At 69.0% G+C, this 25758-nt stretch carries 22 protein-coding genes and 4 pseudogenes; 19 read left to right on the top strand and 7 right to left on the bottom strand.

Translation table 11 applies throughout. The annotated features are described in order from the left end of the window. The first annotated feature begins 255 nt into the window (after positions 1-255). The 6 genes and pseudogenes from ACFJGX_RS15675 to ACFJGX_RS15650 all read left to right on the top strand — a co-directional run bounded on the left by ACFJGX_RS15675 (position 256) and on the right by ACFJGX_RS15650 (position 6010). On the top strand, positions 256-480 hold the full coding sequence (locus ACFJGX_RS15675; protein WP_382325257.1) for a Flp family type IVb pilin: 225 nt from the start codon (positions 256-258) through the stop codon (positions 478-480). Then, positions 477-959 carry a prepilin peptidase gene (locus ACFJGX_RS15670; protein ID WP_382325259.1) on the top strand — a complete coding sequence of 161 codons (483 nt, stop codon included), beginning with the start codon at positions 477-479 and terminating at the stop codon, positions 957-959. Before ACFJGX_RS15675 ends, ACFJGX_RS15670 begins: the two co-directional genes overlap by 4 nt. 106 nt (positions 960-1065) lie before the next feature. After that, positions 1066-1971, top strand: a complete 906-nt coding sequence (gene cpaB / locus ACFJGX_RS15665; protein ID WP_382325260.1) for a Flp pilus assembly protein CpaB — start codon at positions 1066-1068, stop codon at positions 1969-1971. Positions 1972-2003: 32 nt separating this feature from the next. Beyond that, positions 2004-3380, top strand: coding sequence for a type II and III secretion system protein family protein (locus ACFJGX_RS15660; protein ID WP_382325262.1), 1377 nt, complete (start codon positions 2004-2006; stop codon positions 3378-3380). Between the two features lie 16 nt (positions 3381-3396). Further along, positions 3397-4686, top strand: a complete 1290-nt coding sequence (locus ACFJGX_RS15655; RefSeq protein WP_382325264.1) for a CpaE family protein — start codon at positions 3397-3399, stop codon at positions 4684-4686. Between the two features lie 6 nt (positions 4687-4692). After that, positions 4693-6010: pseudogene (locus tag ACFJGX_RS15650) on the top strand (CpaF family protein). Here ACFJGX_RS15650 and ACFJGX_RS15645 read toward each other — a convergent pair. Next, the gene (locus tag ACFJGX_RS15645; RefSeq protein ID WP_382326525.1) at positions 5988-6560 is read right to left on the bottom strand and encodes a hypothetical protein; all 573 of its coding nucleotides are present in this window, start codon (positions 6558-6560) and stop codon (positions 5988-5990) included. The pseudogene ACFJGX_RS15650 and the gene ACFJGX_RS15645 sit on opposite strands and share 23 nt — an antisense overlap. On the opposite strand from ACFJGX_RS15645, the gene ACFJGX_RS15640 reads away from it, so the two are divergent. The 7 genes from ACFJGX_RS15640 (at position 6559) to ACFJGX_RS15610 (ending at position 12087) form a co-directional block, all read left to right on the top strand. Next, the gene (locus tag ACFJGX_RS15640; protein WP_382325269.1) at positions 6559-6954 is read left to right on the top strand and encodes a type II secretion system F family protein; all 396 of its coding nucleotides are present in this window, start codon (positions 6559-6561) and stop codon (positions 6952-6954) included. The two genes, ACFJGX_RS15645 and ACFJGX_RS15640, sit on opposite strands and share 2 nt — an antisense overlap. A gap of 16 nt (positions 6955-6970) precedes the next feature. Further along, positions 6971-7900 (top strand): type II secretion system F family protein, encoded by a 930-nt coding sequence (locus ACFJGX_RS15635; RefSeq protein WP_382325271.1) that lies wholly within the window; start codon positions 6971-6973, stop codon positions 7898-7900. Continuing rightward, positions 7897-9024, top strand: coding sequence for a DUF3613 domain-containing protein (locus ACFJGX_RS15630; protein ID WP_382326523.1), 1128 nt, complete (start codon positions 7897-7899; stop codon positions 9022-9024). The genes ACFJGX_RS15635 and ACFJGX_RS15630 overlap by 4 nt, the downstream gene beginning before the upstream one ends. Positions 9025-9042: 18 nt before the next feature. Further along, entirely contained in the window at positions 9043-9537 is a 495-nt protein-coding gene (locus ACFJGX_RS15625) for a TadE/TadG family type IV pilus assembly protein (protein WP_382325275.1), read from the top strand. Next, entirely contained in the window at positions 9534-9998 is a 465-nt protein-coding gene (locus tag ACFJGX_RS15620) for a TadE/TadG family type IV pilus assembly protein (RefSeq protein WP_382325277.1), read from the top strand. The genes ACFJGX_RS15625 and ACFJGX_RS15620 overlap by 4 nt, the downstream gene beginning before the upstream one ends. 2 nt (positions 9999-10000) lie before the next feature. Continuing rightward, a complete protein-coding gene (locus ACFJGX_RS15615; RefSeq protein ID WP_382326520.1) occupies positions 10001-11248 on the top strand; it encodes a TadG family pilus assembly protein in 1248 nt (415 codons plus the stop codon). Between the two features lie 239 nt (positions 11249-11487). After that, positions 11488-12087: a hypothetical protein gene (locus ACFJGX_RS15610; RefSeq protein WP_382326518.1), complete on the top strand. Its 600-nt coding sequence runs from the start codon at positions 11488-11490 to the stop codon at positions 12085-12087. Between the two features lie 8 nt (positions 12088-12095). On the opposite strand, the pseudogene lgt reads toward ACFJGX_RS15610, so the two are convergent. Beyond that, positions 12096-12900, bottom strand: a pseudogene (gene lgt, locus ACFJGX_RS15605) (prolipoprotein diacylglyceryl transferase). 4 nt (positions 12901-12904) lie between these two features. Next, positions 12905-13825 (bottom strand): LysR family transcriptional regulator, encoded by a 921-nt coding sequence (locus ACFJGX_RS15600; protein WP_382325287.1) that lies wholly within the window; start codon positions 13823-13825, stop codon positions 12905-12907. A 105-nt stretch (positions 13826-13930) separates the two neighbouring features. On the opposite strand from ACFJGX_RS15600, the pseudogene ilvD reads away from it, so the two are divergent. After that, positions 13931-15639: pseudogene (ilvD, locus tag ACFJGX_RS15595) on the top strand (dihydroxy-acid dehydratase). A gap of 18 nt (positions 15640-15657) precedes the next feature. Here ilvD and ACFJGX_RS15590 read toward each other — a convergent pair. Next, a complete protein-coding gene (locus ACFJGX_RS15590; protein WP_382325289.1) occupies positions 15658-15903 on the bottom strand; it encodes a TIGR04438 family Trp-rich protein in 246 nt (81 codons plus the stop codon). A 123-nt stretch (positions 15904-16026) separates the two neighbouring features. Between ACFJGX_RS15590 and ACFJGX_RS15585 the strand changes: the two genes are divergently transcribed. After that, complete coding sequence (locus ACFJGX_RS15585; protein ID WP_382326516.1) at positions 16027-16341, top strand: c-type cytochrome; 315 nt, start codon at positions 16027-16029, stop codon at positions 16339-16341. Positions 16342-16414: 73 nt separating this feature from the next. On the opposite strand, the gene ACFJGX_RS15580 is transcribed toward ACFJGX_RS15585, so the two are convergent. Next, positions 16415-17560, bottom strand: coding sequence for a hypothetical protein (locus ACFJGX_RS15580; RefSeq protein ID WP_382326514.1), 1146 nt, complete (start codon positions 17558-17560; stop codon positions 16415-16417). A 379-nt stretch (positions 17561-17939) separates the two neighbouring features. Continuing rightward, positions 17940-19934: an acetate--CoA ligase gene (acs, locus tag ACFJGX_RS15575; RefSeq protein ID WP_382325293.1), complete on the bottom strand. Its 1995-nt coding sequence runs from the start codon at positions 19932-19934 to the stop codon at positions 17940-17942. Between the two features lie 149 nt (positions 19935-20083). On the opposite strand from acs, the gene ACFJGX_RS15570 reads away from it, so the two are divergent. From ACFJGX_RS15570 to proX, 4 genes and pseudogenes are all read left to right on the top strand, one after another. Then, positions 20084-20683: a YqhA family protein gene (locus ACFJGX_RS15570; RefSeq protein ID WP_382157262.1), complete on the top strand. Its 600-nt coding sequence runs from the start codon at positions 20084-20086 to the stop codon at positions 20681-20683. Between the two features lie 386 nt (positions 20684-21069). Continuing rightward, on the top strand, positions 21070-22269 hold the full coding sequence (proV, locus tag ACFJGX_RS15565) for a glycine betaine/L-proline ABC transporter ATP-binding protein ProV (RefSeq protein ID WP_382325295.1): 1200 nt from the start codon (positions 21070-21072) through the stop codon (positions 22267-22269). Positions 22270-22292: 23 nt separating this feature from the next. Continuing rightward, positions 22293-23398, top strand: a pseudogene (gene proW / locus ACFJGX_RS15560) (glycine betaine/L-proline ABC transporter permease ProW). Positions 23399-23442: 44 nt separating this feature from the next. Continuing rightward, on the top strand, positions 23443-24465 hold the full coding sequence (gene proX, locus ACFJGX_RS15555) for a glycine betaine/L-proline ABC transporter substrate-binding protein ProX (RefSeq protein ID WP_382325299.1): 1023 nt from the start codon (positions 23443-23445) through the stop codon (positions 24463-24465). Between the two features lie 50 nt (positions 24466-24515). Here the strand turns inward: proX and gltS are convergent, their stop codons facing one another. Further along, positions 24516-25745, bottom strand: a complete 1230-nt coding sequence (gltS, locus tag ACFJGX_RS15550; RefSeq protein WP_382325301.1) for a sodium/glutamate symporter — start codon at positions 25743-25745, stop codon at positions 24516-24518. Positions 25746-25758: the final 13 nt, after the last annotated feature.

Here is a 25758-nt window from a genome sequence, read left to right as displayed (position 1 = left end):
GCGGAAACGCAGTACCACAGCGCGCTCTCGGGCCAACAACCCAAAGCGTGTAGGGAATGTTGGATTGCCTTTCCGGTGTCGCATCGGATTGGCTTTCATGCAAGGAGGTTGAATTATCGAAACCACCCATCTGCCCTCACCGATTAACCGCTCGGTGATGAAAACCAAGGGCCTCATTTCCAGCCGATCGGCAAGACCGATCAATTGATAGTCGATCCAAAGTTCTCAATCCAGTTTTCCCTACAGGAGTTCATCATGAAAGCAGCTATCACCCGTTTCCTGCGCGACGAAGAAGGCGCCACCGCAATCGAATACGGCATCATCGCCGGCCTGATGGCGGTCATCCTGCTCGCCGTTTTCAACAGCGACGCCGGCGTCAAGGGCACGCTGAACGCCATCTTTGCGCACGTGAAAACGGTGCGCCACCACCGGCGCGGCCACCCCCTGACCTCACCCCCTGGCCGAGGTTGCCCGCCATGAAACTGGTCCTGCTGCTCTGGCTGCTGATCGCCATCGTTCACGATGGCCTCGAGCGCCGGGTGCGCAACGGGCTGGTGCTGGCGGGCATCGCACTGGCGCTGGCCGCCCTGGCCCTGGACCTGCAGCCCTTCGGCCTGACTTGGCCGCAGGCCCTGCTGGGCGGTGCCACCGCGTTCGGCGGCCTGCTCTGTTTCTATGCCTTCGGACTCATGGGTGCGGGCGACGTCAAGTTCGCGGGCGCCCTGGGCCTGTGGGTGGGTCTGCAGCCGCTGCTGCCCATCTGGGTCGCCGCCAGCCTGCTGGCCGGGCTGCACGGCCTGCTCTGGCTCGCGCTGCAGCGCTGGCCCCTGGCGCCGCGCCTGGCGCTGGCGCTCTCGGGCCGGCCGCGTGGCACCGGGTCGCGCACACGCCCGATCCCCCTGGCGGCCTATCTCGCCGTCTCGACCATCGCCTTCATGGCCTGGCGCGCTGGCGGCTGAAGCGCCGCGGACACCGACCCATCCCTTCAAAGGCCCGACACCATGATCCGATTCACCCAAATCATCGCTGGCGTCCTGGTGTTGCTGGCGCTCCTGCTGATCGGCTATGCGTGGATGCTCAGCCGCAAACCACCCCCGCCGGTGGCCGCCCCGCAGCCGGTTGCGCAGCTCGCGCCGGCCGAGGCCACTTTCCCGGTGGTGGTGGCGCACCAAACCGCTGCCAGCGGGCCAGGCCATCGAAGCCGGCGCGCTGCGCGTGGCGCAACTTCCCATCAACCCGGCTGGCGCCTTCATGACGGTGGCCGAGGCGGTCGGCCGCGTGCCGGTGTTCGACCTGGGCACCGGCGCCCCGCTGCTCGAGAACCAGCTGGTGTCCGGCCTGGCCCTGCGCCTGGAGCCCGGCGAACGCGCCGTGGCCGTGAAGGCCGACGAGGTCATGGGCGTCGCGAACAGCGTGCGCCCGGGCGATTTCGTCGATGTGTTTTTCGCCCTCAAGGCCGACGGCCGGGACGTGGACCGCAGCCAGTCGCGCCTGCTGCTGGCGCGCAAGCGCGTGCTGGCCTTCGGCACGGCCTCGGTGGACGGCATGCCCACCAGCGGCGAGGGCCGCGGCAACCAGAAACCCCAGGCAGGCAACCAGCAACCCGCGCGCACCGCCGTGCTCGCCGTGCCGGTGGAAGACGTCAACCGGCTCGCATTGGGCGAGGCCAACGGCCGCCTGCTGCTGGCGCTGCGCCACCCGAACGACACCGCCGAACCCGATCCCACCCTGTTCGCCGAGCTGCAGACCGCCTTGCAGCCGGCCCGCCGCAGCGGCGGCGCGCTCACCGGCATGGACCGCGCGCTCGCCGGCCTGACCACCCAGGACCTCGCGGCCGGTGGCGGCGCGGCGGGCACCCGCCGGCCGGCACAGCCGGGCGCCGCGCCCCGCGCGGTGCTGGCGACCGCGGCCCCCACGGGCCACGAGGTCGAGATCATCCGCGGCGACCGCCGCGACACCGTGCGCTATTGAGACCACGCGCGTCAACCCACCAGGTGCTCCGCATGATGTTCAAGCCCACACCCCGCTCCCTTCCCCGGCCGTCGCGCTGGCCCCGCCTGGCGCTGCTGGCCGGCCTGTTGATCACCGCCACCTCGGGTGGCCTGTTCGCGCAACCGGCGAGCGACGCATCGGCCAGCGCGAGCACCGACCGGCTCCTGCGGCTGACCGCGGGCACGCAGCAGGAACTGGTGATCGACAAGGGTGTGGACCGCATCGCCATCGCCAACGAGCAGGTCGCCTCGGTCATGGTCACGCGCAAGGCGCGCGCGGCATCGGGTGCACCGGGCGCCCGCCTCATCATCACCGGCAAGGCCCCGGGCAGCACCTCGCTGCTGGTGTGGGAGCGGGGCAGCGACGCCGCCACCACCTACACCCTGCACGTGCAGCGCGACGGCGCGGTGCTGCAAGGCGCCTTCCCGACGGCCGCCGAGCACCAGCAGGCGCGCGAGGCGGCCCTGGCGCAGCAGCCCGACAAGGCACCGCTGGCCGACCGCTCCACCCTGAGCGTGAAAAGCCAGACCGTGCAGGTCGAAGTCAAGATCGTGGAATTCAACAAGCGCGTGCTCAAACAGGCCGGGCTGAACATCTTCAGCACCGCACCGAACAAGCACGGCTTCAGCTTCGGCGTGTTCTCGCCCAGCTCGCTCCAGTCCTTCGGGTTCGAGCGCGACGGTGTGATCAAAGGCGAGATAACCTCGCCTCTCGCGCAGGCCTTCGGCCTGCTGCTGAGCTTCGGCAAGGCCAACATCGGCGTGAACCTGGGCCTGCTCGAAGGCAACGGCCTGGCCCGCGTGCTGGCCGAACCCACGCTGGTCGCGCTCTCGGGCCAGAGCGCGAACTTCCTCGCCGGGGGCGAGATTCCGGTGCCCGTGGCGCAAGGCCTGGGCACCACCAGCATCGAATACAAGCCCTTCGGCATCGGACTGACCGTCTCGCCCACCGTGCTGTCCAACCAGCGCATCGTGCTCAAGGTGGCGCCCGAGGCCAGCGACCTCGACTACACCAACGCCGTCACGCTCAGCGGTGTCGCCGTGCCCGCGATCACCACGCGCCGCGCCGACACCACGGTCGAACTCGGCGACGGCGAAAGCTTCGTGATCGGCGGCCTGGTCAGCCGCACCACCACCTCCAGCGTGGACAAGGTGCCCATGCTCGGCGACCTGCCGGTGCTGGGCACGATGTTCAAGCGCCAGGACTACCAGCAGAACGAACGCGAGCTGGTGATCGTGGTCACGCCCCACCTCGTCAAGCCGCTCGCACAGGGCACCCAGGTGGATGCGGCCCTGCCCGGTCGCACCGAGCAGCGCGACCCCGCCTTCTGGCGCGGTTTCCTCGTGGGCAACGGCGCCGACGACGCCCTGCCCGGTTTTTCCCGGTGACGCCCGGCCACCCGCCATGAGCACCATGCCCACCCCCCTGCACACCACGGTCCAGAGCCGCAACGTCTACCTGTACGCGTCGGACAACGGCGAACACACAGGCTGGCTGAACGCGGCCTTGGGGCACCTCGGCCAGGTCACGGTGGTCACGCTCGACGAAGCCGCGCTGGGCGAACGCATCGCCACGGCCCAGCCCCGCACCCTGTTCCTGGACTTCTCGGGCGCCCAGGCCCTGCGCAGCACGCGCCTGGCCACCGCCCTGCGGCGCGACTGGCCGGAGCTGCTGCTGATCGGCACCGGCCACGCGAACGAAACCAACACCACGCTCGCCGCCCTGCGCGCGGGCGTGGACGACTTCCTCGACCTCGACGGCCCGACCACCGAGGTGCTGGCGGTGCTGCAGGACCTGATGGCGCGGCGCCAGGGCCAGCGCTCACCGCAGGCCAAGGGCCGCAGCATCGCCCTGCTCGGCGCGCGCGTCGGCCTGGGCGTCAGCACGCTGGCCTGCAACCTCGCCGCGATGCTGCAGGAGCAGCGCGCGGCCGCCCTGGCCCGCGTGCCCGGGCGCGTGGTCCACCGCCAGGGCGTGGCCCTGCTCGACCTGGGGCTGCCCGCGCGCGACGCCCTGCTCTACCTCGGGCTCAAGAGCGAGTTCAGCTTCGTGGACGGCGTGCACAACCTGCACCGCCTGGACCCGACCCTGCTGCAGACCGCGCTGGTGCAGCACGCCAGCGGCGCGGCGGTGCTGCCCCTGCCGGCCAGCCTGGCGCAGATCCGCGAGATCTCGCACGCCGAGTCGGTCTCGCTGGTCCAGCGCCTGACCGATTTCTTCGACGTGCAGATCGCCGACCTCGGCGGCTTCTCGTCGATCGACTTCGTGGCCCAGGTCGCGCGCAACGCCGACCAGGTCTGGGTGGTCTGCGACCAGAGCATCGGCGGCATCGTCTCCACCGCCTCGCTGCTGCGCGAACTGCGCGAGCACGACGTCAACATGCAGCGGCTCTCGCTGGTGGTCAACAAGTTCGAGCCGTTCGTGAACCTGCCCGCGCTGGACATCGCCCACCAGCTCGGCCTGCCCTTGAGCCACGTGCTGCCGGCGCGCGCCAGCGCCCTGCTGGCGGCCTCGTGCCAGGGCCAGCTGCTGGCGCGATCCGCGCGCAACGACCCCTACGTGCAGGCGGTCGGCCAGATGGTGCGCGGCCTGCTGCCGTGGATCGATGGCAGCGCGCCGCCCGACGGCGGCGAGCCCCCACCGTGGACGCCGCGCGTGGCGCAGATGCTCAACAAGTGGATCCACCGGAGGTAACAGGCCATGACGAACCACGTCGAGTTTTCCGACAACCAGCAGGCCTTCCTGAACTCCAACGAGTTCCAGACCGTCAAGACCTTCATCCACGAACACCTGCTCAACCGCATCGAGGAACTCGGAGCCGAGTTCGGGCGCTGGTCGCGCAGCTCGGTGCAGCAATTCGTCAACCTCGAATGCGAGAGCCAGGTGCGCCTGCACCGCGTGCCGATCAACGCGCGCGAAACCCAACTGCTCGCCGATGCCCTCACCAAGGAATTCGCCGGCTTCGGCCCGCTGGAAGACCTGTTGAACGACCCGAGCGTGGAGGACATCCTCATCAACGGCAGCAAGCTGGTCTACGTATCGCGCCGCGGCATGCTGCAGAAGGAGCACGTGGCCTTCACCGACAACGAGCACCTGATGCGCATCATCCGCCGCATCCTCGCGCCCATCGGCCGCCGGCTCGACGAGTCCAACCCCATGGTCGACGCGCGCCTGAGCGACGGCGGCCGCATCAACGTGGTGATCGAGCCCCTGGTGATCAACGGCCCGGCGGTGTCAATCCGCAAGTTCCGCAAGGACCCGCTGAGCCCCGAGGAGCTGTTCGAGCTCGGCACCTTCGACCAGGCCATGGGCCACCTGCTGGAGATGGCGGTGCGCTCGCGCTGCAACATCCTGGTCAGCGGCGGCACCAGCTCGGGCAAGACCTCGCTGCTCAACGCGCTGGCCAACTTCGCGCCCGACACCGAGCGCGTGGTCACCATCGAGGACACCGCCGAACTCGCCCTCAACCACCCGCACGTGGTGCGGCTGGAGAGCCGCCCCGGCGGCTACGACGGCTCGGGCAGCGTGGCGCATCCGCGACCTGCTGCGCAACAGCCTGCGCATGCGGCCCGACCGCATCATCGTGGGCGAGGTGCGTGGCGGCGAGGTGATCGAAATGCTGCAGGCCATGAACACCGGGCACGACGGCTCCATGGGCACCATCCACGCCAGTTCGCCGCGCGAATGCCTGTACCGCCTGGAGATGCTCGCGGGCTTCGGGGGTTACCAGGGCAGCGAACTCAGCCTGCGCCGCCAGATCGCCAACGCGATCGACTTCATCGTGCAGATCGGCCGCCTGCCCAACGGCACGCGCCGCATCCTCTCCATCAGCGAGATCACCGGCCTGAACGACAGCGTGGTCGCGATGCAGGAGCTGTTCCGCCACGAACCGGTGACGCAGCCCGATGGCCAGGAGGGCGATCGCTGGATCGCCATGGGCGTGGTGCCGCACTCCCCCAAGATCGCGCGCCTGCGCCAGAGCCTGCAGGCCCAGCTCACGGAGCACGGCCATGCCTGAACGCAGCGCCGTCGCCCTCGCCGTGGCCCTGCTGCTGGCCGCCGTCGGCGTGCTGCTGTGGGCCGCTTCGGTGCGGCGCCAGCGCCGCCAGCTGGCCCAGCGCCACCTGGCCGACCGCATCGACCCGGTGGCCGCCAACCCGCTGCCCTCGGGTTCGCTTCGGTTTGGCGCGCCCCCACCGGTGGTGCCGCTGCCCTCCTCGACCACCGCCCGCAAGCCCGCCGTGCGCCTGCCGGGCTGGCTGCTGGGCGCGGTGCCGCCCGGCGCGCTGCTGGGCGGGCTGGCCGCCACCACCGTCTCGGTCGGCGTCACCGCGCTGAGCTCGGGCGCCGTGAGCGCGCTGGGCCTGCTCGCGGTGCTGCTCATCGGTGGCGCCTTCTTCATCTGGCTTCGGGTGCAGCGCATGCGGCGCCAGATCATCCGGCAACTGCCCGGCTTTCTCGACGTGATCGTGCGCCTGATCGTGATGGGCCACTCCACCCAGGCCGCGTTCCAGACCGCCGTGCGCCACCACCAAGCAGCCGCTGCGCGGCCACATGGACAACGCCATGGGCCTGATCAAGGCCGGCGTGAACATCGACCAGGCGCTGCTGCAGATCGCGCGCAAGGTGCACATCGAAGAGATCTTCCTGCTGGCCTCCATCCTCGGCCTGGGCATGCGCTACGGCGGCCGATCCGATGTGCTGCTCGAACGCGTCGCCCACTTCATGCGCGACCACGAGGAGGCCGAACAGGAGCTGGTGGCGATGTCGGCCGAAACGCGCTTCTCGGCCTGGATCCTGGGTCTGCTGCCGGTGGTGGTCGGGGGGGCGATCGTCACCACCAACGGCGACTACTTCGCGCGCATGTGGAGCGATCCCACGGGGCAGGCCATGGTGTTCGGCGCCATCGGCCTGCAGGCATTCGGCGCGCTGCTGCTCTACCGGCTGGCGCGGCTGTCCTGATCCGAGGCAACCCACCATGAGCGCCCTGCCCCTGTCCATCCTGGCCGTGCTGCTGCTGGCCCTGGCCCTGGCGATGGCCGCCGGCCTGCTGCTGCACCAGCACGCGCAGCGCCAGACCACGGCGCAGGTCATCCAGCGGGCCCTGGGCGAGAACGCCACACCGGCCCATGCCCTGCCCGACGAACTGGCCTTCCTGCAAGGCAGCCACTGGCCCGCGCGCTGGCTGGAAAGCCGCCTGGGCCGGCTGCTCGTGGCCGATGAAGACCGCCGCCTCATCCAGCAATGCGGCCTGCCGCCGGTGCGCGCCCAGCTCACCCTGCTGATCTCGCGCGCCGTGCTGGCGCTGGGCCTGCCCGTGCTGGTCCACCTGGCCTGGGGCCATTCGGGCAACGCCTTGTTGTGGTCCGCGGCGGCCTTCGCCGTCGGCTTCATGGGCCCCAAGTGGCTGCTCAAGCACCGCGCCGGCCAGCGCCGCGAGCGCGTGGCGCACGAACTGCCCCTGTTCGTGGACATGCTGGGCCTGCTGCAGAGCGTGGGCCTGAGCCTGGACCAGAGCCTGCAGGTGATCGCCAGCGACTTCCAGCACGTGCTGCCGGTGCTCGGCGCGGAAGTGGCGCAGGCCAACCGCCAGTACAGCCAGGGCCGCACGCGCGAGCAGGCCTACCAGCGCATGGCCGGACTGCACGACAACCAGCACCTGATGGACTTCGTCGCCCTGATCAACCAGGTCGACAAACACGGCGGTGCCATCCAGGAACCGATCCGCCAGTTCAGCGAGCGCCTGCGCGTGCACCGCAAGGCCGGCATGAAGGCGCTTATCGGAAAGATCACCGTGAAGATGACCGTCGTGATGGTCACCACCCTCCTGCCCGCGCTGGTGATCATCACCGCGGGTCCCGGTTTCCTCGCCATCATCCGCTCCGTCGGGAGCATGACCGGATCATGAACACCACCGCCTCCACCCGCCTCTCTTCGCTCGGCCGCGCCTGCGGCAGCCTGCTGCTCGGTGCCGGCGCCCTGGCGCTGGGCGCCTGCGCCTCGCTGCCCGACGCGGCGCAGCTCGAAGCCGCGCAGGCCGCCGCCCGCGAACCCACGCTGGACAACCGGCCCACCTACCTGTCGCTGGTGCGCCAGATGCAGGGCAACGGCATGTGGTTCGCCTCGCTCGCCCACATCGACGCGCTGGAGCAGCGCTGGGGGGTCAGTTCCGAAACCCGCCTGCTGCGCGCCGACGCCCTGCGCCAGACCGGCCAGCCCGCGCCCAGCGCGGCGCTGTACGACAAGCTGCTCGACACCCCCGAGCGCGCCGCCGCCTACCGGGGCCTGGGCCTGCTCGCCGGCGCCAGCGACGACTACACGCGCGCGGCCGAGATGTTCGAGCGCGCGCGCCAGGTGCTGCCGGCCGACGGCCTGCTGCTCAGCGACCTGGGTTACGCCCTGCTGCGCGCGCAGCGCTTCGACGCCGCGCGCCTGCCGGTGCAACAGGCCGCGCAGCTGCTGCCCACCCACCCCAGGGTGCGCAGCAACCTCGCGCTGTACCTGCTCACGCAGGGCCAGACCGAGCAGGCCCGCCAGGTGATGGACGAAGCCCGCTTCAGCGGCGCCACGCGCCAGGCGATCGAACAACTGGCCCAGGAACTCGCGCCGCAACGCCCGCAGGCGGGCACCCTGGCGGTGCAGACCGGCCTGCGGTTGAGCCCGATGCTCGCCACGCCCCCGGCCCTGCGCAACGCCCTGATCTCTCACGCTGTCACACCCTCAGGAGGTTCCATGAAAACAAGAACGCACCACCCACACCCGCTGCGATGCCTGGCCCTGTGGGCCGCGCTCGCGGTGGCGCCGCCGCTGTGGGCGCAATCGGCCCCGGCGCCAGCCACCCCGGCCGCGCCTTCCGCGCGCGTGGGGGACGCCACCCACGAGCTGCTGCAGCGCCAGCGCGAGGGGCGCGAGACCTCGGCCACGCCACGGCCCATCGACGGTGCGGTGGCCGAGGCCAGCCACCAGCGCTACATGAAGAGCTTCGAGCAGCCACTGCCGGTCTGGTTCGGTTCGCGGCTGCAGACCAAGTAAGGCCAGCGGTTCACGGCCATGCGCCCGGCCCAGGCCCTCCTTCGCCGACACCGGCGCCAGCGCGGTGTGTACGCCATCGAGTACGCCATGGCCTTCCTGCTCTTCTTCGGCGTGGTCTATTCGATCGTCTGCTACAGCATCCTGTTCACCTTCCGCTTCGGGCTGCAGAACGCGGCCGAAGACGGCGCGCGCGCGGCCCTGCGGCACCAGAACAGCCTGGCCGCGCGGCAGCTCAAGGCACAGCAGGTGGCCGAAGACCGCTCCCTGGGCTGGAAGCCCACGGCCGCGGTGCTCACCATCCCGCTGCCCGAGGTCTGCCAGACCGCCACCGGCACCTGCCTGCAGCCCGCCGGCACACTGCCCTGCGGCACCTCGTGGGCGCTGCGCTGCCAGGTGAGCGTCACCGTGCGGCTGGGCGACCTGCACCAGGTGCTGCCACCCTTCCCGTCCTTTGCCCTGCCCAACGAACTGGTGGGCCGGGCCAGCGTGCTGCTCGACGGGAGCGCGCTGTGAACCGCCGGCAGCGCGGCGTGGCGGCGATCGAATTCGCCTTCGTGCTGCTGGGCCTGCTGCTGGCGTTCTACGGCATCGCCACCTTCGGCGTCGTGCTCTACACACAGCAGGCCTTGTCGCGCGCGGCGGCGGACGGTGCGCGCGCGGCGCAGATGTTTCCCCAGTTGCGCACCGCCACCGGCCCCGAGCTCGCCACGGCCAAGTCGCACATCGAGAGCGTGGTCTGGGACTCGCTGAGCGGCTCGGTGATCGTGCCGCTGGCGCACAGCAACACGCCGGCCACGCGCCGCGCCTGGCTCACGCAGACCGCGAGCGTGAACGTCGCCACCCCCAACACCACGCTCACCGTGACGGTGTCCTTCCCCTACACCGCCGGCCGCCTGCTGCCCTGGGTGCCGCTGCTCGACACCAGCCAGTGGCTGCCCGGCACGCTCACCAGCCGCGCCATCGCCGCGCTCTGACCATGTCACGCCGCCAGTCCGGTTCGATCGTCATCAACACGGCCATCGCGCTCAGCCTGATCGTGATCGCGCTCGTGGGCACCGAACTGGGCTACCTGTTTTTCATGAAGCGCGAGCTGCAGAAGACGGCCGACCTGGCGGCCATCGCCGGCGCCTCGGCCGTGCTGCCGGCCGATTGCACCGCGGCCCGCGCGGCGGCTCTCACCAACGCCGGCCAGAACCTCGCCGGCTTCACGCCCGTGGTGGCCTGCGGCCGCTGGGACCCGGCGCAGGGCACGGAACGCCACTTCACCGCTGGTCAGACCGCCTTCAACGCCATGCACGTGGTGATCGAAGGCACGCCACCGCCCCTGCTCGCCTTCTTTCCGGGCGAGCGCAGCCTGCGGGCCGAAGCGATCGCCGCCGCCACCGACCCGCTGGCTTCGTTCTCGGTGGGCAGCACCCTGCTGCGCACCGGAGACTCGGTGCTGGGCGACCTGCTCAAGGGCATCGGGCTCGACCTCACCGGCACCTCGCTGGTGGGTTACGACGGCCTGGCGCAGGTGCAGATCACCCCCGCCGGGCTGCTGCAAGCCCTGGGCATCCCGGTCGCCACCGACATCGGCGTGGGCGAACTCAACACCCTGCTCGCGGCCGAGACCGTGCAGCTGGGGCCGTTGCTCAACGCCATCGTCACGGCCGGTGGGCAGGACACGCTGCTGGCGAGCAACGCCGCGCTGCTCAACGCCGTGCGCAGCCCGCCTGGGCGTGCCCAACCTGGAAGTGCAGCTCGGCAGCCTGGCCAGCGGGCCCTCGGGCCTGTTCGCCGAGATCATCGCCCCCGGCGCCAACGCCGCCTCGGCGCTCAACGTGGGCGTGAACGCGCTGGACCTGCTGTACTCGGCCATCGGTGTGCGCACGCAGAAGCACGCGGTGGCCGTCAACGGCCTGAGCCTGGCCGGCCTGGTGAGCGCGAAGACCGTGCTGATCGAGCCGCCCTCCGTGGCCATCGGCGGCGTGGGCGCCACGGCCTACACCGCCCAGTTGCGCACCTGGATCGAGATCAGCACCAGCAACCTGCCGGTGATCAACCAGTTCGCGCAGATCAAGCTGCCCATCATGGTCGACCTGGTCAACGGCCGGGGCACGCTCACCGAGATGTGCACACCCGCGCTGCGCAAACCCGACGGCACGGAGCGCGCATCCATCGCGGTGAACGCCTCCATCGTCAAGGTCTGCGTGGGCCGGCCGGGCGCCAACCCGGCCAATGAAAATGAAATCTTCTCCACCAGCGCGAGCTGCGACCAGAACCTGGCCGACGAAGACCTGCTGCGCCTGGGCCTGGGGCCCGTGAACCTGGTGAGCCTGCGCACGCACCTCAAGATGGACGCGCTGCCGCTGCAGGCGAGCGTGACCCTGGCGGCTGGCGAAACCGGCACGGTGGGCAACGACCTGCTGCTGGGCAGCACCGTCAAGAACATCACCGACGCGCTGCTGCGCAGCCCTGCTGGTGGAAACGCTCGATCGGGGGCCGGCCCTGACCCTGGCGCAGCGCCAGGCCTCAGCGCAGAACCTGTGGAACGCGCAAGGCGCGGCCTGCGGCAGCCGGGCCTGCCGCGTGACCCGCCTGACCAACGTCAAGGCCGGCATCGAGAACACCACCAACGGCCTCGGTGGATTCCTGGGCGGACTGAGCAGCGACGTGCTGGCCCTGCTGAGCCACACCCTGACACTCAACCTGCAAGGCCTGCTGACCGGGGTGGGCAACCTGGTCGGCGGGCTGCTGACCAGCGTGGGCGACATCCTGGGGGCCGTGCTCGGCGGCGTGATCGGAGGTTGCAGCGCGCTCATCGGCTCCAACGACGCGGCCTGCGTCAACGAGATCGCCAACAGCCTGAACGGCAACTCGTCCGGCGGCGGCGATAGCGTGCCCAACGCCATCACCGCGCTCACGGGCTACCTGCTGCAGGTGCTGCGGCCCTTGCTCGACGGCATCGGGAGCAGCGTGCTCACCCCCATCCTGCACGACGTGCTGGGCCTGCACCTGGGCCAGATCGACGTGCACCTGCGGACCCTCAACTGCCAGGCGCGCGCGCACCTCGTGTATTGACCGACCGTTCAGGTCTTGCGCTGACCGAACCACCACCACATGAACGCGCCGGCCAGAATCATGGGCACGCACAGCCACTGGCCCATGCTCATGCCCAGCGAGAGCAGGCCCAGGTGGGCGTCGGGCTCACGGAAGAACTCGGCGATGAAACGGAACACGCCGTAGCCGAACAGGAACACGGCCGACACCTGGCGGCGCGCATGCTCCTTGCGCGCGTAGAACCACAGCAGCACGAACAGCAGCAGGCCTTCGAGCAGGAACTGGTACACCTGCGAGGGGTGGCGCGGCAGATCGCCCGCGCCGCGGAACACCATGCCCCAGGGCAGCGAGGGGTCGGCCACGCGGCCCCAGAGCTCGCCATTGATGAAGTTGCCCAGGCGCCCCGCGGCCAGGCCCGTGGGCACGCAGGGCGCCACGAAGTCCATCACCTGCATGAAGGGCCGCCGGCGGCTGCGCGCGTACCAGACCATGGCCAGCATCACGCCCAGCAGGCCGCCGTGGAAGCTCATGCCGCCCTGCCACACCGCGAAGATCTCCAATGGGTTGGCGAGGTAGTACGCGGGTTTGTAGAACAGGCAGTAGCCGATGCGCCCGCCGGCCACCACGCCCAGCACGCCGAGGAACAGGATGTCCTCCACGTCGCGGCGCGTCCAGGGCGGCTGGGTCACGCTGGCGAACGGGGGATGGCGCAGGCGCGCGTTGGCCAGCAGCAGGAACAGGCCGAAGGCCAGCAGGTAGGTCAGGCCATACCAGTGGATCGGCCAGCGGGCCGATCTGGAGGGCGACGGGGTCGATCTGGGGATGTTGAAGCATGGTTCTATTGTGGTCCAGCTTGTGTGCGGGCGAATTCGATGAAGTGGGCCAGCGCCGGCGTGACCGCGTCGGCGCGCCAGACCAGGCTGGTCTCGCACGCCGGCGCGGCCCGCCCCCGCGAGGGCCTGGGGCTGCGGTAGACCACGCCAGGGCGCTGGAACTGCCGCACGCTCTGCGGCACCCAGGCCAGCCCCAGCCCGGCCGACACCAGGTTGACGATGGTCTGCATCTGGATCGCCTCCTGCGCCACCTGCGGCGCGCGCCCCGCCGCGTGGTACAGCGCGAAGATGGCGTCGTGCAAGGTCGGCAGGATGCGCCGCGGAAAGATCACCAGCGGCTCGGCCAGCAGCGCCGCCAACCCCGGGTGGTCCCGCGCGGCCAGCGGGTGCGACTCGGGCAGCGCGACCACGAAGGGCTCGCTGGCGATGCGCGCGTGCGCCAGGCCCGGCGCCTGGAACCCCGGGGAATGCAGCACCATGCCCGCGTCCACCTCGCCCCGCGCGAGCAGCTCCAGCTGCACGTCGCCCGTGGCCTCGATCAGCTCCAGCGCCACCTGCGGCCAGCGCTGGCGAAAGGCGCGCACCCAGCGCGGCAGCAATTCGAATCCCACGGTGGATACGAAGGCCAGCCGCAACCGGCCCAGTTCACCCGCGGCGGCCGCGCGCGCCAGCTCGGGCAGCGCCTGCGCCCGGCCCAGCAGGTCGCGCACCTCGGGCAGCAAGGCCCGGCCCGCGGGCGTGAGCGCCACGCTGCGCTTGGTGCGGTCGAACAGGCGCACGCCCAGCGCCTGCTCCAGCCCCGCAATGGCCTGGGTGAGCGGCGGCTGCGTCATGTGCAGGCGCGCGGCGGCCCGGCCGAAGTGCAGCTCTTCGGCCAGCGCCGCGAATTGGCGCCACTGGCGCAATTCAATGCGCAGCGTTTTCATGGCATCACTCATATGTCCAGCATATTAATGGAAGCCGCCAAAGCAATTGGAAACGGCCGCCGGCCTGACGCATACTTCCCGCACCCTCCCCACGAAGAGACCTCCATGGCCGACAACAAAACCATCTCCATCAAGCCCATCAACAGCCGCAGCGCCAACATCACGCAAGGCAAGTCGCGCGCGCCCAACCGCTCCATGTACTACGCCATGGGCTACGAGGAAAGCGACTTCAAGAAGCCCATGGTGGGCGTCGCAGACGGCCACAGCACCATCACCCCCTGCAACAGCGGCCTGCAGAAGCTGGCCGACGCGGCGGTGGCCGGCATCGAGGAAGCCGGCGGCAACGCCCAGATCTTCGGCACGCCCACCATCTCCGACGGCATCGGCCATGGGCACCGAAGGCATGAAGTACTCGCTGGTCAGCCGCGAGGTGATCTCCGACTGCATCGAGACCTGCGTGCAGGGCCAGTGGATGGACGGCGTGGTCGTGGTCGGCGGCTGCGACAAGAACATGCCCGGCGGCATGATGGGCATGCTGCGCGCCAACGTGCCGGCCATCTACGTGTACGGCGGCACCATCCTGCCCGGCCGCTACAAGGGCCAGGACCTCAACATCGTCAGCGTGTTCGAGGCCGTGGGCCAGAACGCCGCCGGCAACCTGAGCGACGAAGACCTGCGCGAGATCGAGATGCGCGCCATCCCCGGCTCCGGCTCGTGCGGCGGCATGTACACCGCCAACACCATGTCCTCGTCCTTCGAGGCCCTGGGCCTGTCGCTGGCGTACTCCAGCACCATGGCCAACCCGCACGACGAGAAGCAGAACTCGGCCAAGGAATCGGCCAAGGTGCTGATCGAGGCGATCAAGAAGGACATCAAGCCGCGCGACATCGTGACCAAGAAGTCGCTGGAAAACGCCGTGGCCGTGATCATGCGCAGCCGGCGGCTCCACCAACGCGGTGCTGCACTTCCTGGCCATCGCGCACGCGGCCGGCGTGGAATGGTCCATCGACGATTTCGAGCGCATCCGCAAGAAGACCCCCGTGCTGTGCGACCTCAAGCCCTCGGGCAAGTACCTCGCGGTCGACCTGCACCAGGCCGGCGGCATCCCGCAGGTCATGAAGGTGCTGCTCAAGGCCGGCCTGCTGCACGGCGACTGCCTCACCATCACCGGCCAGACCGTGGCCGAGGTGCTCAAGGACGTGCCCGATGCGCCGCGCGCCGACCAGGACGTGATCCGCCCCATCGACAACCCCATGTACGCGGAAGGCCACCTGGCCATCCTCAAGGGCAACCTGTCGCCCGAAGGCGCGGTGGCCAAGATCACCGGTCTGAAGAACCCCGTCATCACCGGCCCGGCGCGCGTGTTCGACGACGAACAGTCCGCGCTCCAGGCGATCCTGGACGGCAAGATCGTCGCGGGCGACGTGATGGTGCTGCGCTACCTGGGCCCCAAGGGCGGCCCCGGCATGCCCGAGATGCTCGCCCCCACCGGTGCGCTGATCGGCGCGGGCCTGGGCGAGAGCGTGGGCCTGATCACCGACGGCCGCTTCTCCGGCGGCACCTGGGGCATGGTGGTGGGCCACGTGGCGCCCGAAGCCGCCGCAGGTGGCACGATCGCCTTCGTGAAGGAAGGCGACTCCATCACCATCGATGCCCACCAACTGGTGCTGGAACTCAACGTGCCCGAAGCGGAGATCGCCAAGCGCCGTGAAGGCTGGACGCCCCCGGCACCGCGCTACACGCGCGGCGTGCAGGCCAAGTTCGCGTTCAACGCGGCCAGCGCCAGCAAGGGCGCCGTGCTCGACAACTACTGATCCGCCCGCGCGGATCGGTCAGCGCGAGCGGCGCTTGGGCTTGATGCCCAGCGCCTCGCGCTGCTTGTCGATGCGGTCCTTCTTCTTCTGATCCATCTTCTCCATCGCCTTGCGCTTGGTGTAGCCGGTGGCGTCGGCCCAGGCCCACCAGGCCACGGCCAGGGCGAACGGCGACAGCACCCACCACCAGGACCATTCGGCCACCACGCCGAACTCCAGGTACTTCAACAACGACAGCACGACGCCTGCGATCAGCAAATACATCACAAACTCCGGTAAAGGCCCCGTGAAGCGGGCAAGAAACTGTAAGCGTTCGTTTCTGGGCGGGTGCGGCTCGGTAGAATCGATCGCGTGACACTCTCCCGCATTCATCGACAAGGACACCCCATGAAACGCGCTCTCCTGATTATGGCCGCCATGACGACGCTGGCCGCTCCGGCCATCGCCGACGAAGCCCTCGCCAAGAGCAAGAACTGCATGGCCTGCCATGCCGTGGACAAGAAGCTGGTGGGCCCCTCCTACAAGGACGTGCGCAAGAAGTATGCGGGCGACGCCAAGGCCGTGGACGCGCTGGCCGCCAAGATCGTCAAGGGCTCCGAAGTGGGCAAGGGCAACTGGGGCGCTGTGCCCATGCCGCCCAACCCGCAGGTCAGCGAAGCCGAGGCCAAGAAGCTGGCGGCCTGGGTGCTGAGCATCAAGTAAGCCACCTGCCTGCTCGCCCACAAAAAAACCCCGCTGGAGTCCAGCGGGTTTTTTGTTGCCGGTAGCGGTGGACTCAGTCCACGATGCCCACGTGCAGGAAGCCGGCCTGCGCCGAGCTGCGCGCGCCAATCAGCAGTTCGATGCGCGTCGAACGCATCGTGAAGAAAGTGTTGGGCGCTTGGGTGGCCGAGTAGATGCCGATCGATCTCTGGGGAACCCAGCCACCCAGGGTCAAGTCCAGCAGTTGGAGCCCCGCATCGGTCATGGACATTTTGTACTCGGTCGAGGTCGCGTTGGTCACATCGAGCGTGCCGTTGGTGGACCACCCGGTGCTGGTGAACGTCGTGGCGCCAGCGACCGTGGGAACACCGATGGTGAGCACCTGGGATCCATCCCCCGGCGAGGTGCCGGCGCTCAGATAAATCTTCTCGCCATCCACTTCGGCCACGCTGAAGCGGCCCTGAGACGTGCCCGTGACGGGATCCTTCATCTGCCACATCCCAGCCTGGGCGTCGGCCTCGACGTCGAAGGTGAGCAGACTGGCCGGAGGACAGTGGGCGACCTGGTAGATCGTGGCATCGGTGCAAAAACTGATCACGGTGCCGCTGCCCGATATCGCGAACTGCGAAATGGCCGATTGGCGACCGCCGCCCACCAAGTGTTGAATGTAGGCGCGGTCGTAGACGCCATCCAGGCTGCCTTGCGTGAGCACGAAGGCGCGGGTGCGCACGAAGGGGTAGACCGCATACGTCGCAGGTGCGGCGAACGGCACCGCGAATGGGAAGCCGCCCACAATGCTGTCCCCGACGCTGCGCAGGGAGGACGTGTTGGTGCCGACGATGCGGCTGCTCTGCACCGTCCAGTTCTTGGCGGGCGCCACGGGCGCGGTCAGCGTGCCCGAGGTTGTGGTGCCGACCGCATCTGTCATCGTGTAGGCGGCCTCGTCGTAGTCGATGCTGAGCTTCTGGCGCGAGCCGTTGGCGGCGAACACGGTGTAGTCGCCGCTGCGGGAGTCACGGGGCTGCACCAGGAAATCCACCGTTTTCGTGCGGCCACCCGAGGCGCTGGCCGTGAGCTTGTAGGCGCCGGACAGCACCGCGCTGGGGTTCTTGAACCGCGAAACCCACCGCGAGGTGCCCGTCTCCACGTCGGTGCGGGTCACGCCGCTCCCGCTGTCGCTGCCGGCCCAGGAGGCGGCGTCATTGGACTTGACCACCACCGATTGTCCCGGCCGCACGGTGTACTTGCCGGCGAGATCGGGGGTTGCTGCAGTGCCCGCAACTTCGACGGTGAGCGCGAACTCGGGGGGCGGTGCTGTCGGTGCGGGACTGTCGCCCCCTCCCCCTTCCGCAACCCAGCAACCCCATGACCAATGCCGCGGCAAACGCGGACTTCACGCTTCTGAGCATGTCCATCCCTTGATGCAAATTGATTCGTTGATCCCTCCGACGGCGCCAGAGAGTGAATCAAAATGTAACTAAATGCCGTGTATTTGTAACATGAGGAGAAACCCTCATGGGTGCTCACAAAAAGCGGAGCGGCCCTTCAAGGGCCGCTCTGAAGGCCGCGGCGAGCGGCCTGAAAACACCCTGGCCGGGTCAGTTGGTCTCGGCCAGCTGCTCGAGAATGGCCGGGTTCTCCAGCGTCGAGGTGTCCTGCGTGATGGCCTCGCCCTTGGCGATGGAGCGCAGCAGGCGGCGCATGATCTTGCCGCTGCGGGTCTTGGGCAGGTTGTCGCCGAAGCGGATGTCCTTGGGCTTGGCGATCGGGCCGATTTCCTTGCCCACCCAGTCGCGCAACTGCTTGGCGATGGCCTTGGCCTCCTCGCCCGTGGGGCGGCTGCGCTTGAGCACCACGAAGGCCACGATGGCCTCGCCCGTGAGGTCGTCCGGGCGGCCCACCACGGCGGCTTCGGCCACCAGGTCCGTCTTGCCCACCAGCGCGGACTCGATCTCCATCGTGCCCATGCGGTGGCCCGAGACGTTGAGCACGTCGTCGATGCGGCCGGTGATGCGGAAGTAGCCCCGGTCGGCGCTGCGCACCGCGCCGTCGCCCGCCAGGTAGTAGCCCTTGAGCTCTTCGGGGAAGTAGCTCTTCTTGAAACGCTCCGGGTCGCCCCAGATGGTGCGAATCATGGACGGCCAGGGCTTCTTTACCACCAGGATGCCGCCGGCGCCGTTGGGCACGTCGTTGCCGGCCTCATCGACGATGGCCGCGGCAATGCCCGGCAGGGGCAGCGTGCACGAGCCCGGCACCAGCGGCGTGGCGCCCGGCAGCGGGGTAATCATGTGGCCGCCGGTCTCGGTCTGCCAGAAGGTGTCCACGATGGGGCAGCGCTCGCCGCCCACGTGCTTGTAGTACCACATCCAGGCCTCGGGGTTGATGGGCTCGCCCACCGAGCCGAGCAGGCGCAGGCTGGACAGATCGGAGCGCGCGGGGTGCACCTTTTCGTCGCCCTCGGCGGCCTTGATCAGCGAGCGGATGGCCGTGGGCGCGGTGTAGAAGATCGTGACCTTGTGCTTCTCGATCATCTGCCAGAAGCGCCCGGCGTTCGGGTAGGTGGGCACGCCCTCGAACACGACCTGCGTGGCGCCCGCGGCCAGCGGGCCGTAGGTGACGTAGGTGTGGCCGGTGATCCAGCCGATGTCGGCCGTGCACCAGAAGATGTCTTCGGGCCGCAGGTCGAAGGTCCAGTTCATGGTGAGCTGCGCCCACAGCAGGTAGCCGCCGGTGCTGTGCTGCACGCCCTTGGGCTTGCCGGTGGAACCCGAGGTATAGAGCACGAACAGAGGGTGCTCGGCGCTCACCATTTCCGCCGGGCAGCTGGTGGACTGCTCGGCCATGGCGTCGTGCATGAAGGTGTCGCGGCCCGCGACCATGTTGCAGGCCGTGGGGGTGCGCTGGAACACGATCACGTTCTTGATCGAGTCGCAGCCGCCCATGCCGATGCCTTCGTCCACGATGGCCTTGAGCGGCAGCTCCTTGCCGCCGCGCAGCTGGTAGTTGGCGGTGATCACGGCCACGGCGCCCGCGTCCTGGATGCGCTCCTGCAAGGCCTTGGCCGAGAAGCCGCCGAACACCACGCTGTGCGTGGCGCCGATGCGCGCGCAGGCCTGCATGACCACCACACCCTCCACCGTCATGGGCATGTAGATGACGACGCGGTCACCCTTCTTCACACCGCGCGCCTTGAGCGCGTTGGCGAACTGCGAGACCTTGGCCAGCAGTTCCTTGTAAGTGACCTTGGTCACGTCGCCGTTGTCGGCCTCGAAGATGATGGCGGTCTTGTTTTCCACCGGCGTGCCCATGTGGCGGTCCAGGCAGTTGTACGAGGCGTTGAGCTCGCCGTCCTCGAACCATTTGTAGAACGGCGCCTTGCTGCTGTCGAGCGTCTTGGTGAAGGGCTTGTGCCAGCTCAGGGTTTCGCGCGCCAGCCGGGCCCAGAAGCCTTCGAAGTCCTTGTCGGCCTCGGCGCACAGCGCCTGGTAGGCCTCCATGCCCGAGACCCGCGCGGCCTTCACGGTGGCGGCCGAGGGCTCGAAGACGCGGTTTTCGACCAGGGTGGATTCGATCGTCGACGAAGGCGCGGACATGAAAGTCTCCTAAATGTTGTGGGCAGATGACAGGCCGGGACTGTGCTGAAGGGCTCTTACGAGTCTCTTACAGAAAAGGGCGCAGACCTACAATACCGCCTGCCGTCTGGCCGCCCATCCCGGGGGCTCGGTACATTGTGTCACCATCCATGAGCGACCCCGTCAAAGTCCAAGCCCCGATCCGCGCGCTGCCCAACCTGATCTTCGCCAGCCGCTGGCTGCAGTTGCCGCTCTACATCGGCCTGATCGCGGCACAGGCCATCTATGTCTTCCATTTCTGGGTCGAACTGGTCCACCTGATCGAGGCCGCGTTCGGCAACGACGTGGCGCTGGCCAAGCTGGTCACCAGCATCGGCTACAAGAGCGACGTGCAGCTCACCGGCCTGAACGAGACCATCATCATGCTGGTGGTGCTCGCGCTGATCGACGTGGTGATGATCTCCAACCTGCTGATCATGGTGATCGTGGGCGGCTACGAGACCTTCGTGAGCCGCATGCACCTGGAAAACCACCCCGACCAGCCCGAGTGGCTCAGCCACGTGAACGCCTCGGTGCTCAAGGTGAAGCTGGCCACGGCCATCATCGGCATCAGCTCGATCCACCTGCTCAAGACCTTCATCAACGCCGCCAACTACGACGTGAAGGTCCTGATGTGGCAGACCATCATCCATGTGGTCTTCCTGCTCAGCGCCATGGCCATCGCCATGACCGACCGGCTGATGGCCCACCCGGCGGACAACGGCCACTGACCGCGCGCCTTCGGGCGCCTTGTGGGGTTTTCTGCGCCCCGGCATGGGCCATCCATGCACAAAAGTTATAATTGACGCCTCAGCCATCCGGCCCCTGGCCGGGTGGCGCTCATGTGCTACTCGCGGATCGCCCTGCATCCCGTCGCGGCACAGAGATTTCAATGGCCGGTCTTCCGGCCTCGACGCCGCGTCACTCCCGCACCGTGCCAGCCCCCCAGACAGGGCCCGCTGACCGGGCTTGCGTGATGGCAGGCGCTGGGTTTGCCGATTCGTCGCTGTCAGTGTCTGTCTGCGGTCTTGAATGACCCGGTCGGGCACGCGCGTGCCCCCTGCTTCAAGACCGTTCGCGGTGCCTTGTCCAACTTGCACAGGAGGCAGCACCACCCATGGCCCAACCCATTTCCATCGAACACGTCTTCAAGGTGTTCGGCGACCAGCCCGAGGCCGCCCTCGATCTCGTCCGCGAAGGCCGCAGCAAGCAGGAGATCCTCGCCGAAACCGGGCAATCCATCGGGGTCTTCGACGCCCATTTCGAGATCGAGGCCGGCGAGATCTTCGTCATCATGGGCCTGTCGGGCTCGGGCAAATCGACGCTGGTGCGCCTGCTCAACCGGCTGATCGAACCCACGGCCGGCCGCATCCTGGTCAACGGCCAGAACATCAACGACCTCTCGGACGCCGGCCTGCGCGCCCTGCGGCGCAAGGACATCAGCATGGTGTTCCAGTCGTTCGCGCTGATGCCGCACATGACCGTGCGCGACAACACCGCCTTCGGCCTGGAACTCGCGGGCGTCAAGCCCGCGCAGCGCCTGGCGCTGGCCGACCAGGCCCTCGAACAGGTGGGCCTGGCTGGCTGGGGCGACAGCTACCCCGATGAACTCTCCGGCGGCATGCAGCAGCGCGTGGGCCTGGCGCGCGCGCTGGCTTCGGACCCGTCCATCCTGCTGATGGACGAGGCCTTCTCGGCGCTGGACCCGATCATTCGCACCGAGATGCAGAGCGAGCTGCTGCGCCTGCAGCAGGTGCGCCGCCGCACCATCGTCTTCATCTCGCACGACCTCGACGAGGCCATGCGCATCGGCGACCGCATCGCCATCATGAAGGACGGCCAGGTGGTGCAGGTCGGCACGCCGGAAGACATCCTGCGCCAGCCGGCCGACGACTACGTGCGCAACTTCGTGCGCGGCGTCGACGCGGCGGCGGTGTTCAAGGCCGGCGACATCGCCCGGCAGACGCAGGTCGTGGTGGCCGAGCACCCGAACAAGGGCGCGCGCGCCGCGCTCAAGCTGCTCGAAGACAAGGACCGCGACTGGGCCTACGTCGTCAGCCCCGACCAGCGCTACCTCGGCCTGGTGTCGGCGGACTCCCTGCGCCACGCGCTGCAGGACCACGACGGCCCGCTGGGCCTCTCGCGCGCCTACCTGCCCGACGTGCAAGTGGTCAACGCCGCCCACCCGGTGGCTGAGCTTTTCGGCCAGGCCGCGAACGCGCCCTACCCGCTGCCCGTCGTGGACGCCCACGGCCGCTACCGCGGCGCCATCAGCAAGAACACGCTGCTGAAGTTCCTGGACCGCGCGGCGGCCTGAGGCCGCCCCCCACTGGAGAGAACATGAACGACACCGACATCGAGATCACCGCAAGCCCCGCCACCACCGACGCGTGGGCGCGTCCACCGCGGCCGCCAGCGACAACTGGCTCGACACCACCGCGCTCAGCGACACCACCACCCCGATGGCCGACGAAGGCTTTCGCCTCAGCCAGCTGTGGGACGGCTCGCTGCCCGTCGAGAACTGGATCAACGACGCTCTGAGCTGGACGGTGGACCACTTCCGCCCGTTCTTCCAGACCGTGCGCGCGCCCATCGACACCACGCTCACCAGCGTGGAACAGCTGCTGTTGAGCGTCCCGATGCTGGCCATGGTCACGCTGATGGGCCTGCTGGCCTGGCAGTTCGCCGGCCGCGCCATCGCCATCGGCACCGTGGTTTCGCTGCTGCTGGTGGGCATGCTGGGCATCTGGCCCGAGGCCATGGTCACGCTCTCGCTGGTGCTGACCTCGCTGGTGTTCTGCATCGCCATCGGCCTGCCGCTGGGCATCCTGCTGGCGAGCAGCGACCGCACGCAGCGCCTGCTTCGCCCAGTGCTCGACGCGATGCAGACCACGCCGGCCTTCGTCTACCTCGTGCCGGTGGTGATGCTGTTCGGCATCGGCAACGTGCCCGGCGTCATCGTCACCATCGTCTTCGCCCTGCCCCCGCTGGTGCGCCTGACCGACCTGGGCATCCGCCAGGTGCGGCCCGACCTGATCGAAGCGGCGCGCGCCTACGGCGCCTCGCGCTGGCAGATGCTGGCCAAGGTGCAGTTGCCGCTGGCGCTGCCCTCCATCATGGCGGGCATCAACCAGGCGCTGATGCTCTCGCTGTCCATGGTGGTCATCGCTTCGATGATCGCCGTCGGTGGCCTGGGGCAGATGGTGCTGCGCGGCATTGGCCGCCTGGACATGGGCATCGCCACCGTCGGCGGCCTGGGCATCGTGCTGCTGGCGATCGCGCTGGACCGCATCACCCAGGCCCTGGGCCGGCCCGGCCGGGGCGCGCGCCACTGGTGGCAGCAAGGCCCCGCGGGCCTGGTCGTGCGGCTGCTGCGCCCCGCGCCCGCCCGCCAGGCGGCGGCCCCGGCCGCCCTGCCCGCCACCGCCCCCCTTTCCACCTCCTGAGCCTTCGCGCCCAGGCCCTCCCACCCACCATCGAAAGGAAACCGATGACCTTCCCCACGCCCACCCCTCTGTGGCGCACCCTGCTCGGCGGCGGCCTCATGGCCCTCGCCCTCACGGGCCCGGCCCAGGCGCAGAACCTGCCCGGCCAAGGCATTGCCGTGCAGCCGCTGCAAAGCTCCATCGCCGAAGAGACCTTCCAGACCCTGCTGGTGTCGCGCGCGCTGGCCAAACTGGGTTACGACGTGAAGCCGATCAAGGAAGTGGAGTACCCGACCGCCCACGTGGCCATCGCCAACGGCGACGCCACCTTCATGGCCGACCACTGGGATCCGCTGCACGCGGACTTCTACAAGAACGCCGGCGGCGACGCCAAGCTCTACCGCCAGGGCGCCTACTCGCCCGGCGCGGCCCAGGGCTACCTGATCGACCGCAAGACCGCCGAGGCTCACAAGATCACGCGCGTGGACCAGCTCAAGGACCCGGCGATCGCCAAGCTGTTCGACCACAACGGCGACGGCAAGGCCGACCTGACCGGCTGCAACCCCGGCTGGGGCTGCGAGGCGGTGATCGAACACCACCTCGACGCCTACAAGCTGCGCGACACGGTGACGCACCAGCAGGGCAGCTACGCCGCGCTGATCGCCGACACCATCACGCGCCTCAAGCAGGGCCAGCCGGTGCTGTACTACACCTGGACGCCCTACTGGGTCAGCGGCGTGCTGCGCCCCGGCCAGGAAGTGGTGTGGCTGCAGGTGCCGTTCTCCTCACTGCCGGGGGAGCAAAGCAAGCTCGACACCCAGCTGCCCAACGGCCAGAACTACGGCTTCGTGCTCAACACGCAGCGCATCGTGGCCAACCGGCAGTTCACCGAGCAGAACCCGGCGGCCGCGCGGCTGTTCGAGGTGATGGCGCTGCCGGTGGCCGACATCAACGCCCAGAACCTGCGCATGCGCGAAGGCCAGAACAAGCCGCAGGACGTGGAGCGCCACACCGACGCCTGGATCAAGGCCCACCAGAAGACCTTCGACGGCTGGATCTCGCAAGCCCTGGCGGCCGCGAAACGCTAAGGCGCCGACACCCCCTGAAAAAGCCCGGCCTGCCGGGCTTTTTCATGCGCTCAACGCGCGAGCAAGCCGATCACCAGCGCGTTGGCGAGGTCGATGAAGAACCCGCACACCAGCGGCACCACGATGAAGGCCCGGGGCGCCGCGCCGTAGGCCCGCACCACCGCGCTCATGTTGGCGATGGCGGTGGCGGTCGAGCCCAGCGCGATGCCGCCGAAGCCCGAGCAGATGACGGCCGCTTCGTAGTCGCGCCCCATGAAGCGGAACACGACGAAAGCCGTGAACGCCACCGCGAGCAGCACCTGCAGCGTCATGGTCACGGCCATGAAGCCCAGCACCGGCTCCAGCTCCCACAGGCGCAGGCCCATGAGCGCCATGGTGAGGAACAGGCCGAGGCTCAGGTCGGAGATCAGCGCCACCCCCAGCCGCATGCTCGGCCAGTTCCACAGGCGACCGCCTTCGGGGGCCAGCCACTGCCCGGCGCTGCGCAGGCCGATGCCCGCCATCAGGCAGCCCACGAAGGCCGGCAGGTGCAGCCCGGTGAGCGCGACCAGCTCGTTGACGCCCTGCCCCAGCATCAGGGCCAGGTTGAGCCAGAGCAAGGCCATCAGCACGCCGTGGTAGTCGAGCCGCAGGTGGGCTTCGTCCTGGTAGCGCGTGCCGACCTCCACGTCGGCCGCGCCCGAGGGCACGATGCGGTGGCGGCGCATCAACCACGCCGCCAGCGGCCCGCCCACCAGGCAGGCCGCGATCATGCCCACCATGTTGGCCGCCAGGCCCAGCTCGCCCGCGTTGGCGATGCCCAGGCGGTCAACGAAGTGCGGCGTCCAGGCCAGCGTGGTGCCGACCCCACCGGTGAGCGAGATCGAGCCGGCCATGAGGCCCGCGCGCGCATCCATGCCGAACGCGCTGGCCGCCGCCATGCCGACCCCGTTCTGCAACAGCATGAAGCCGATGGCCAGCACCAGCAGCACCACCAGCGAGCGCCCGCCCTGGCGCAGCGTGCGCACATCCGTGCCTAGGCCGATGGCGGCGAAAAAGTACAGCAGCAGCATGTCCCGCGCGCCGAGCTCGAACACCACCCGCACATCCAGCGTGTAGTACAGGGTGCAGACGACCAGCGCGCACACCACCCCGCCCACCACGGCCTCCGGGATGTTGTAGCGCTGCAGCCAGGCGTGGCGCTGCGTGAGCCACTTGCCCACGAAGAGCAGCAGGATGGCGAGCGTGAAGCTGGCGAAAGGATCGACGAGGAAGCTGGTGCGCCAGGGGAACGGGATCATGGCGCCATGGTAG

The sequence above is a fragment of the Hydrogenophaga sp. UC242_50 genome, assembly GCF_042697355.1.
Taxonomy (GTDB): Bacteria; Pseudomonadota; Gammaproteobacteria; order Burkholderiales; family Burkholderiaceae_C; genus Hydrogenophaga.
The sequence above is the reverse complement of the archived record's forward strand: the minus strand, read 5'-3'. Positions and strand labels throughout refer to the sequence as shown.

Bases quoted from the DNA above. Each gene is read 5' to 3' on its own strand.
- ACFJGX_RS15675 (WP_382325257.1), top strand. From the start codon at position 256: ATGAAAGCAGCTATCACCCGTTTCCTGCGCGACGAAGAAGGCGCCACC.
- ACFJGX_RS15670 (WP_382325259.1), top strand. From the start codon at position 477: ATGAAACTGGTCCTGCTGCTCTGGCTGCTGATCGCCATCGTTCACGAT.
- cpaB (WP_382325260.1), top strand. From the start codon at position 1,066: ATGCGTGGATGCTCAGCCGCAAACCACCCCCGCCGGTGGCCGCCCCGC.
- ACFJGX_RS15660 (WP_382325262.1), top strand. From the start codon at position 2,004: ATGATGTTCAAGCCCACACCCCGCTCCCTTCCCCGGCCGTCGCGCTGG.
- ACFJGX_RS15655 (WP_382325264.1), top strand. From the start codon at position 3,397: ATGAGCACCATGCCCACCCCCCTGCACACCACGGTCCAGAGCCGCAAC.
- ACFJGX_RS15640 (WP_382325269.1), top strand. From the start codon at position 6,559: ATGGGCCTGATCAAGGCCGGCGTGAACATCGACCAGGCGCTGCTGCAG.
- ACFJGX_RS15645 (WP_382326525.1), bottom strand. From the start codon at position 6,560: ATGGCGTTGTCCATGTGGCCGCGCAGCGGCTGCTTGGTGGTGGCGCAC.
- ACFJGX_RS15635 (WP_382325271.1), top strand. From the start codon at position 6,971: ATGAGCGCCCTGCCCCTGTCCATCCTGGCCGTGCTGCTGCTGGCCCTG.
- ACFJGX_RS15630 (WP_382326523.1), top strand. From the start codon at position 7,897: ATGAACACCACCGCCTCCACCCGCCTCTCTTCGCTCGGCCGCGCCTGC.
- ACFJGX_RS15625 (WP_382325275.1), top strand. From the start codon at position 9,043: ATGCGCCCGGCCCAGGCCCTCCTTCGCCGACACCGGCGCCAGCGCGGT.
- ACFJGX_RS15615 (WP_382326520.1), top strand. From the start codon at position 10,001: ATGTCACGCCGCCAGTCCGGTTCGATCGTCATCAACACGGCCATCGCG.
- ACFJGX_RS15600 (WP_382325287.1), bottom strand. From the start codon at position 13,825: ATGAAAACGCTGCGCATTGAATTGCGCCAGTGGCGCCAATTCGCGGCG.
- ACFJGX_RS15590 (WP_382325289.1), bottom strand. From the start codon at position 15,903: ATGTATTTGCTGATCGCAGGCGTCGTGCTGTCGTTGTTGAAGTACCTG.
- ACFJGX_RS15585 (WP_382326516.1), top strand. From the start codon at position 16,027: ATGAAACGCGCTCTCCTGATTATGGCCGCCATGACGACGCTGGCCGCT.
- acs (WP_382325293.1), bottom strand. From the start codon at position 19,934: ATGTCCGCGCCTTCGTCGACGATCGAATCCACCCTGGTCGAAAACCGC.
- ACFJGX_RS15570 (WP_382157262.1), top strand. From the start codon at position 20,084: ATGAGCGACCCCGTCAAAGTCCAAGCCCCGATCCGCGCGCTGCCCAAC.
- proV (WP_382325295.1), top strand. From the start codon at position 21,070: ATGGCCCAACCCATTTCCATCGAACACGTCTTCAAGGTGTTCGGCGAC.
- proX (WP_382325299.1), top strand. From the start codon at position 23,443: ATGACCTTCCCCACGCCCACCCCTCTGTGGCGCACCCTGCTCGGCGGC.
- gltS (WP_382325301.1), bottom strand. From the start codon at position 25,745: ATGATCCCGTTCCCCTGGCGCACCAGCTTCCTCGTCGATCCTTTCGCC.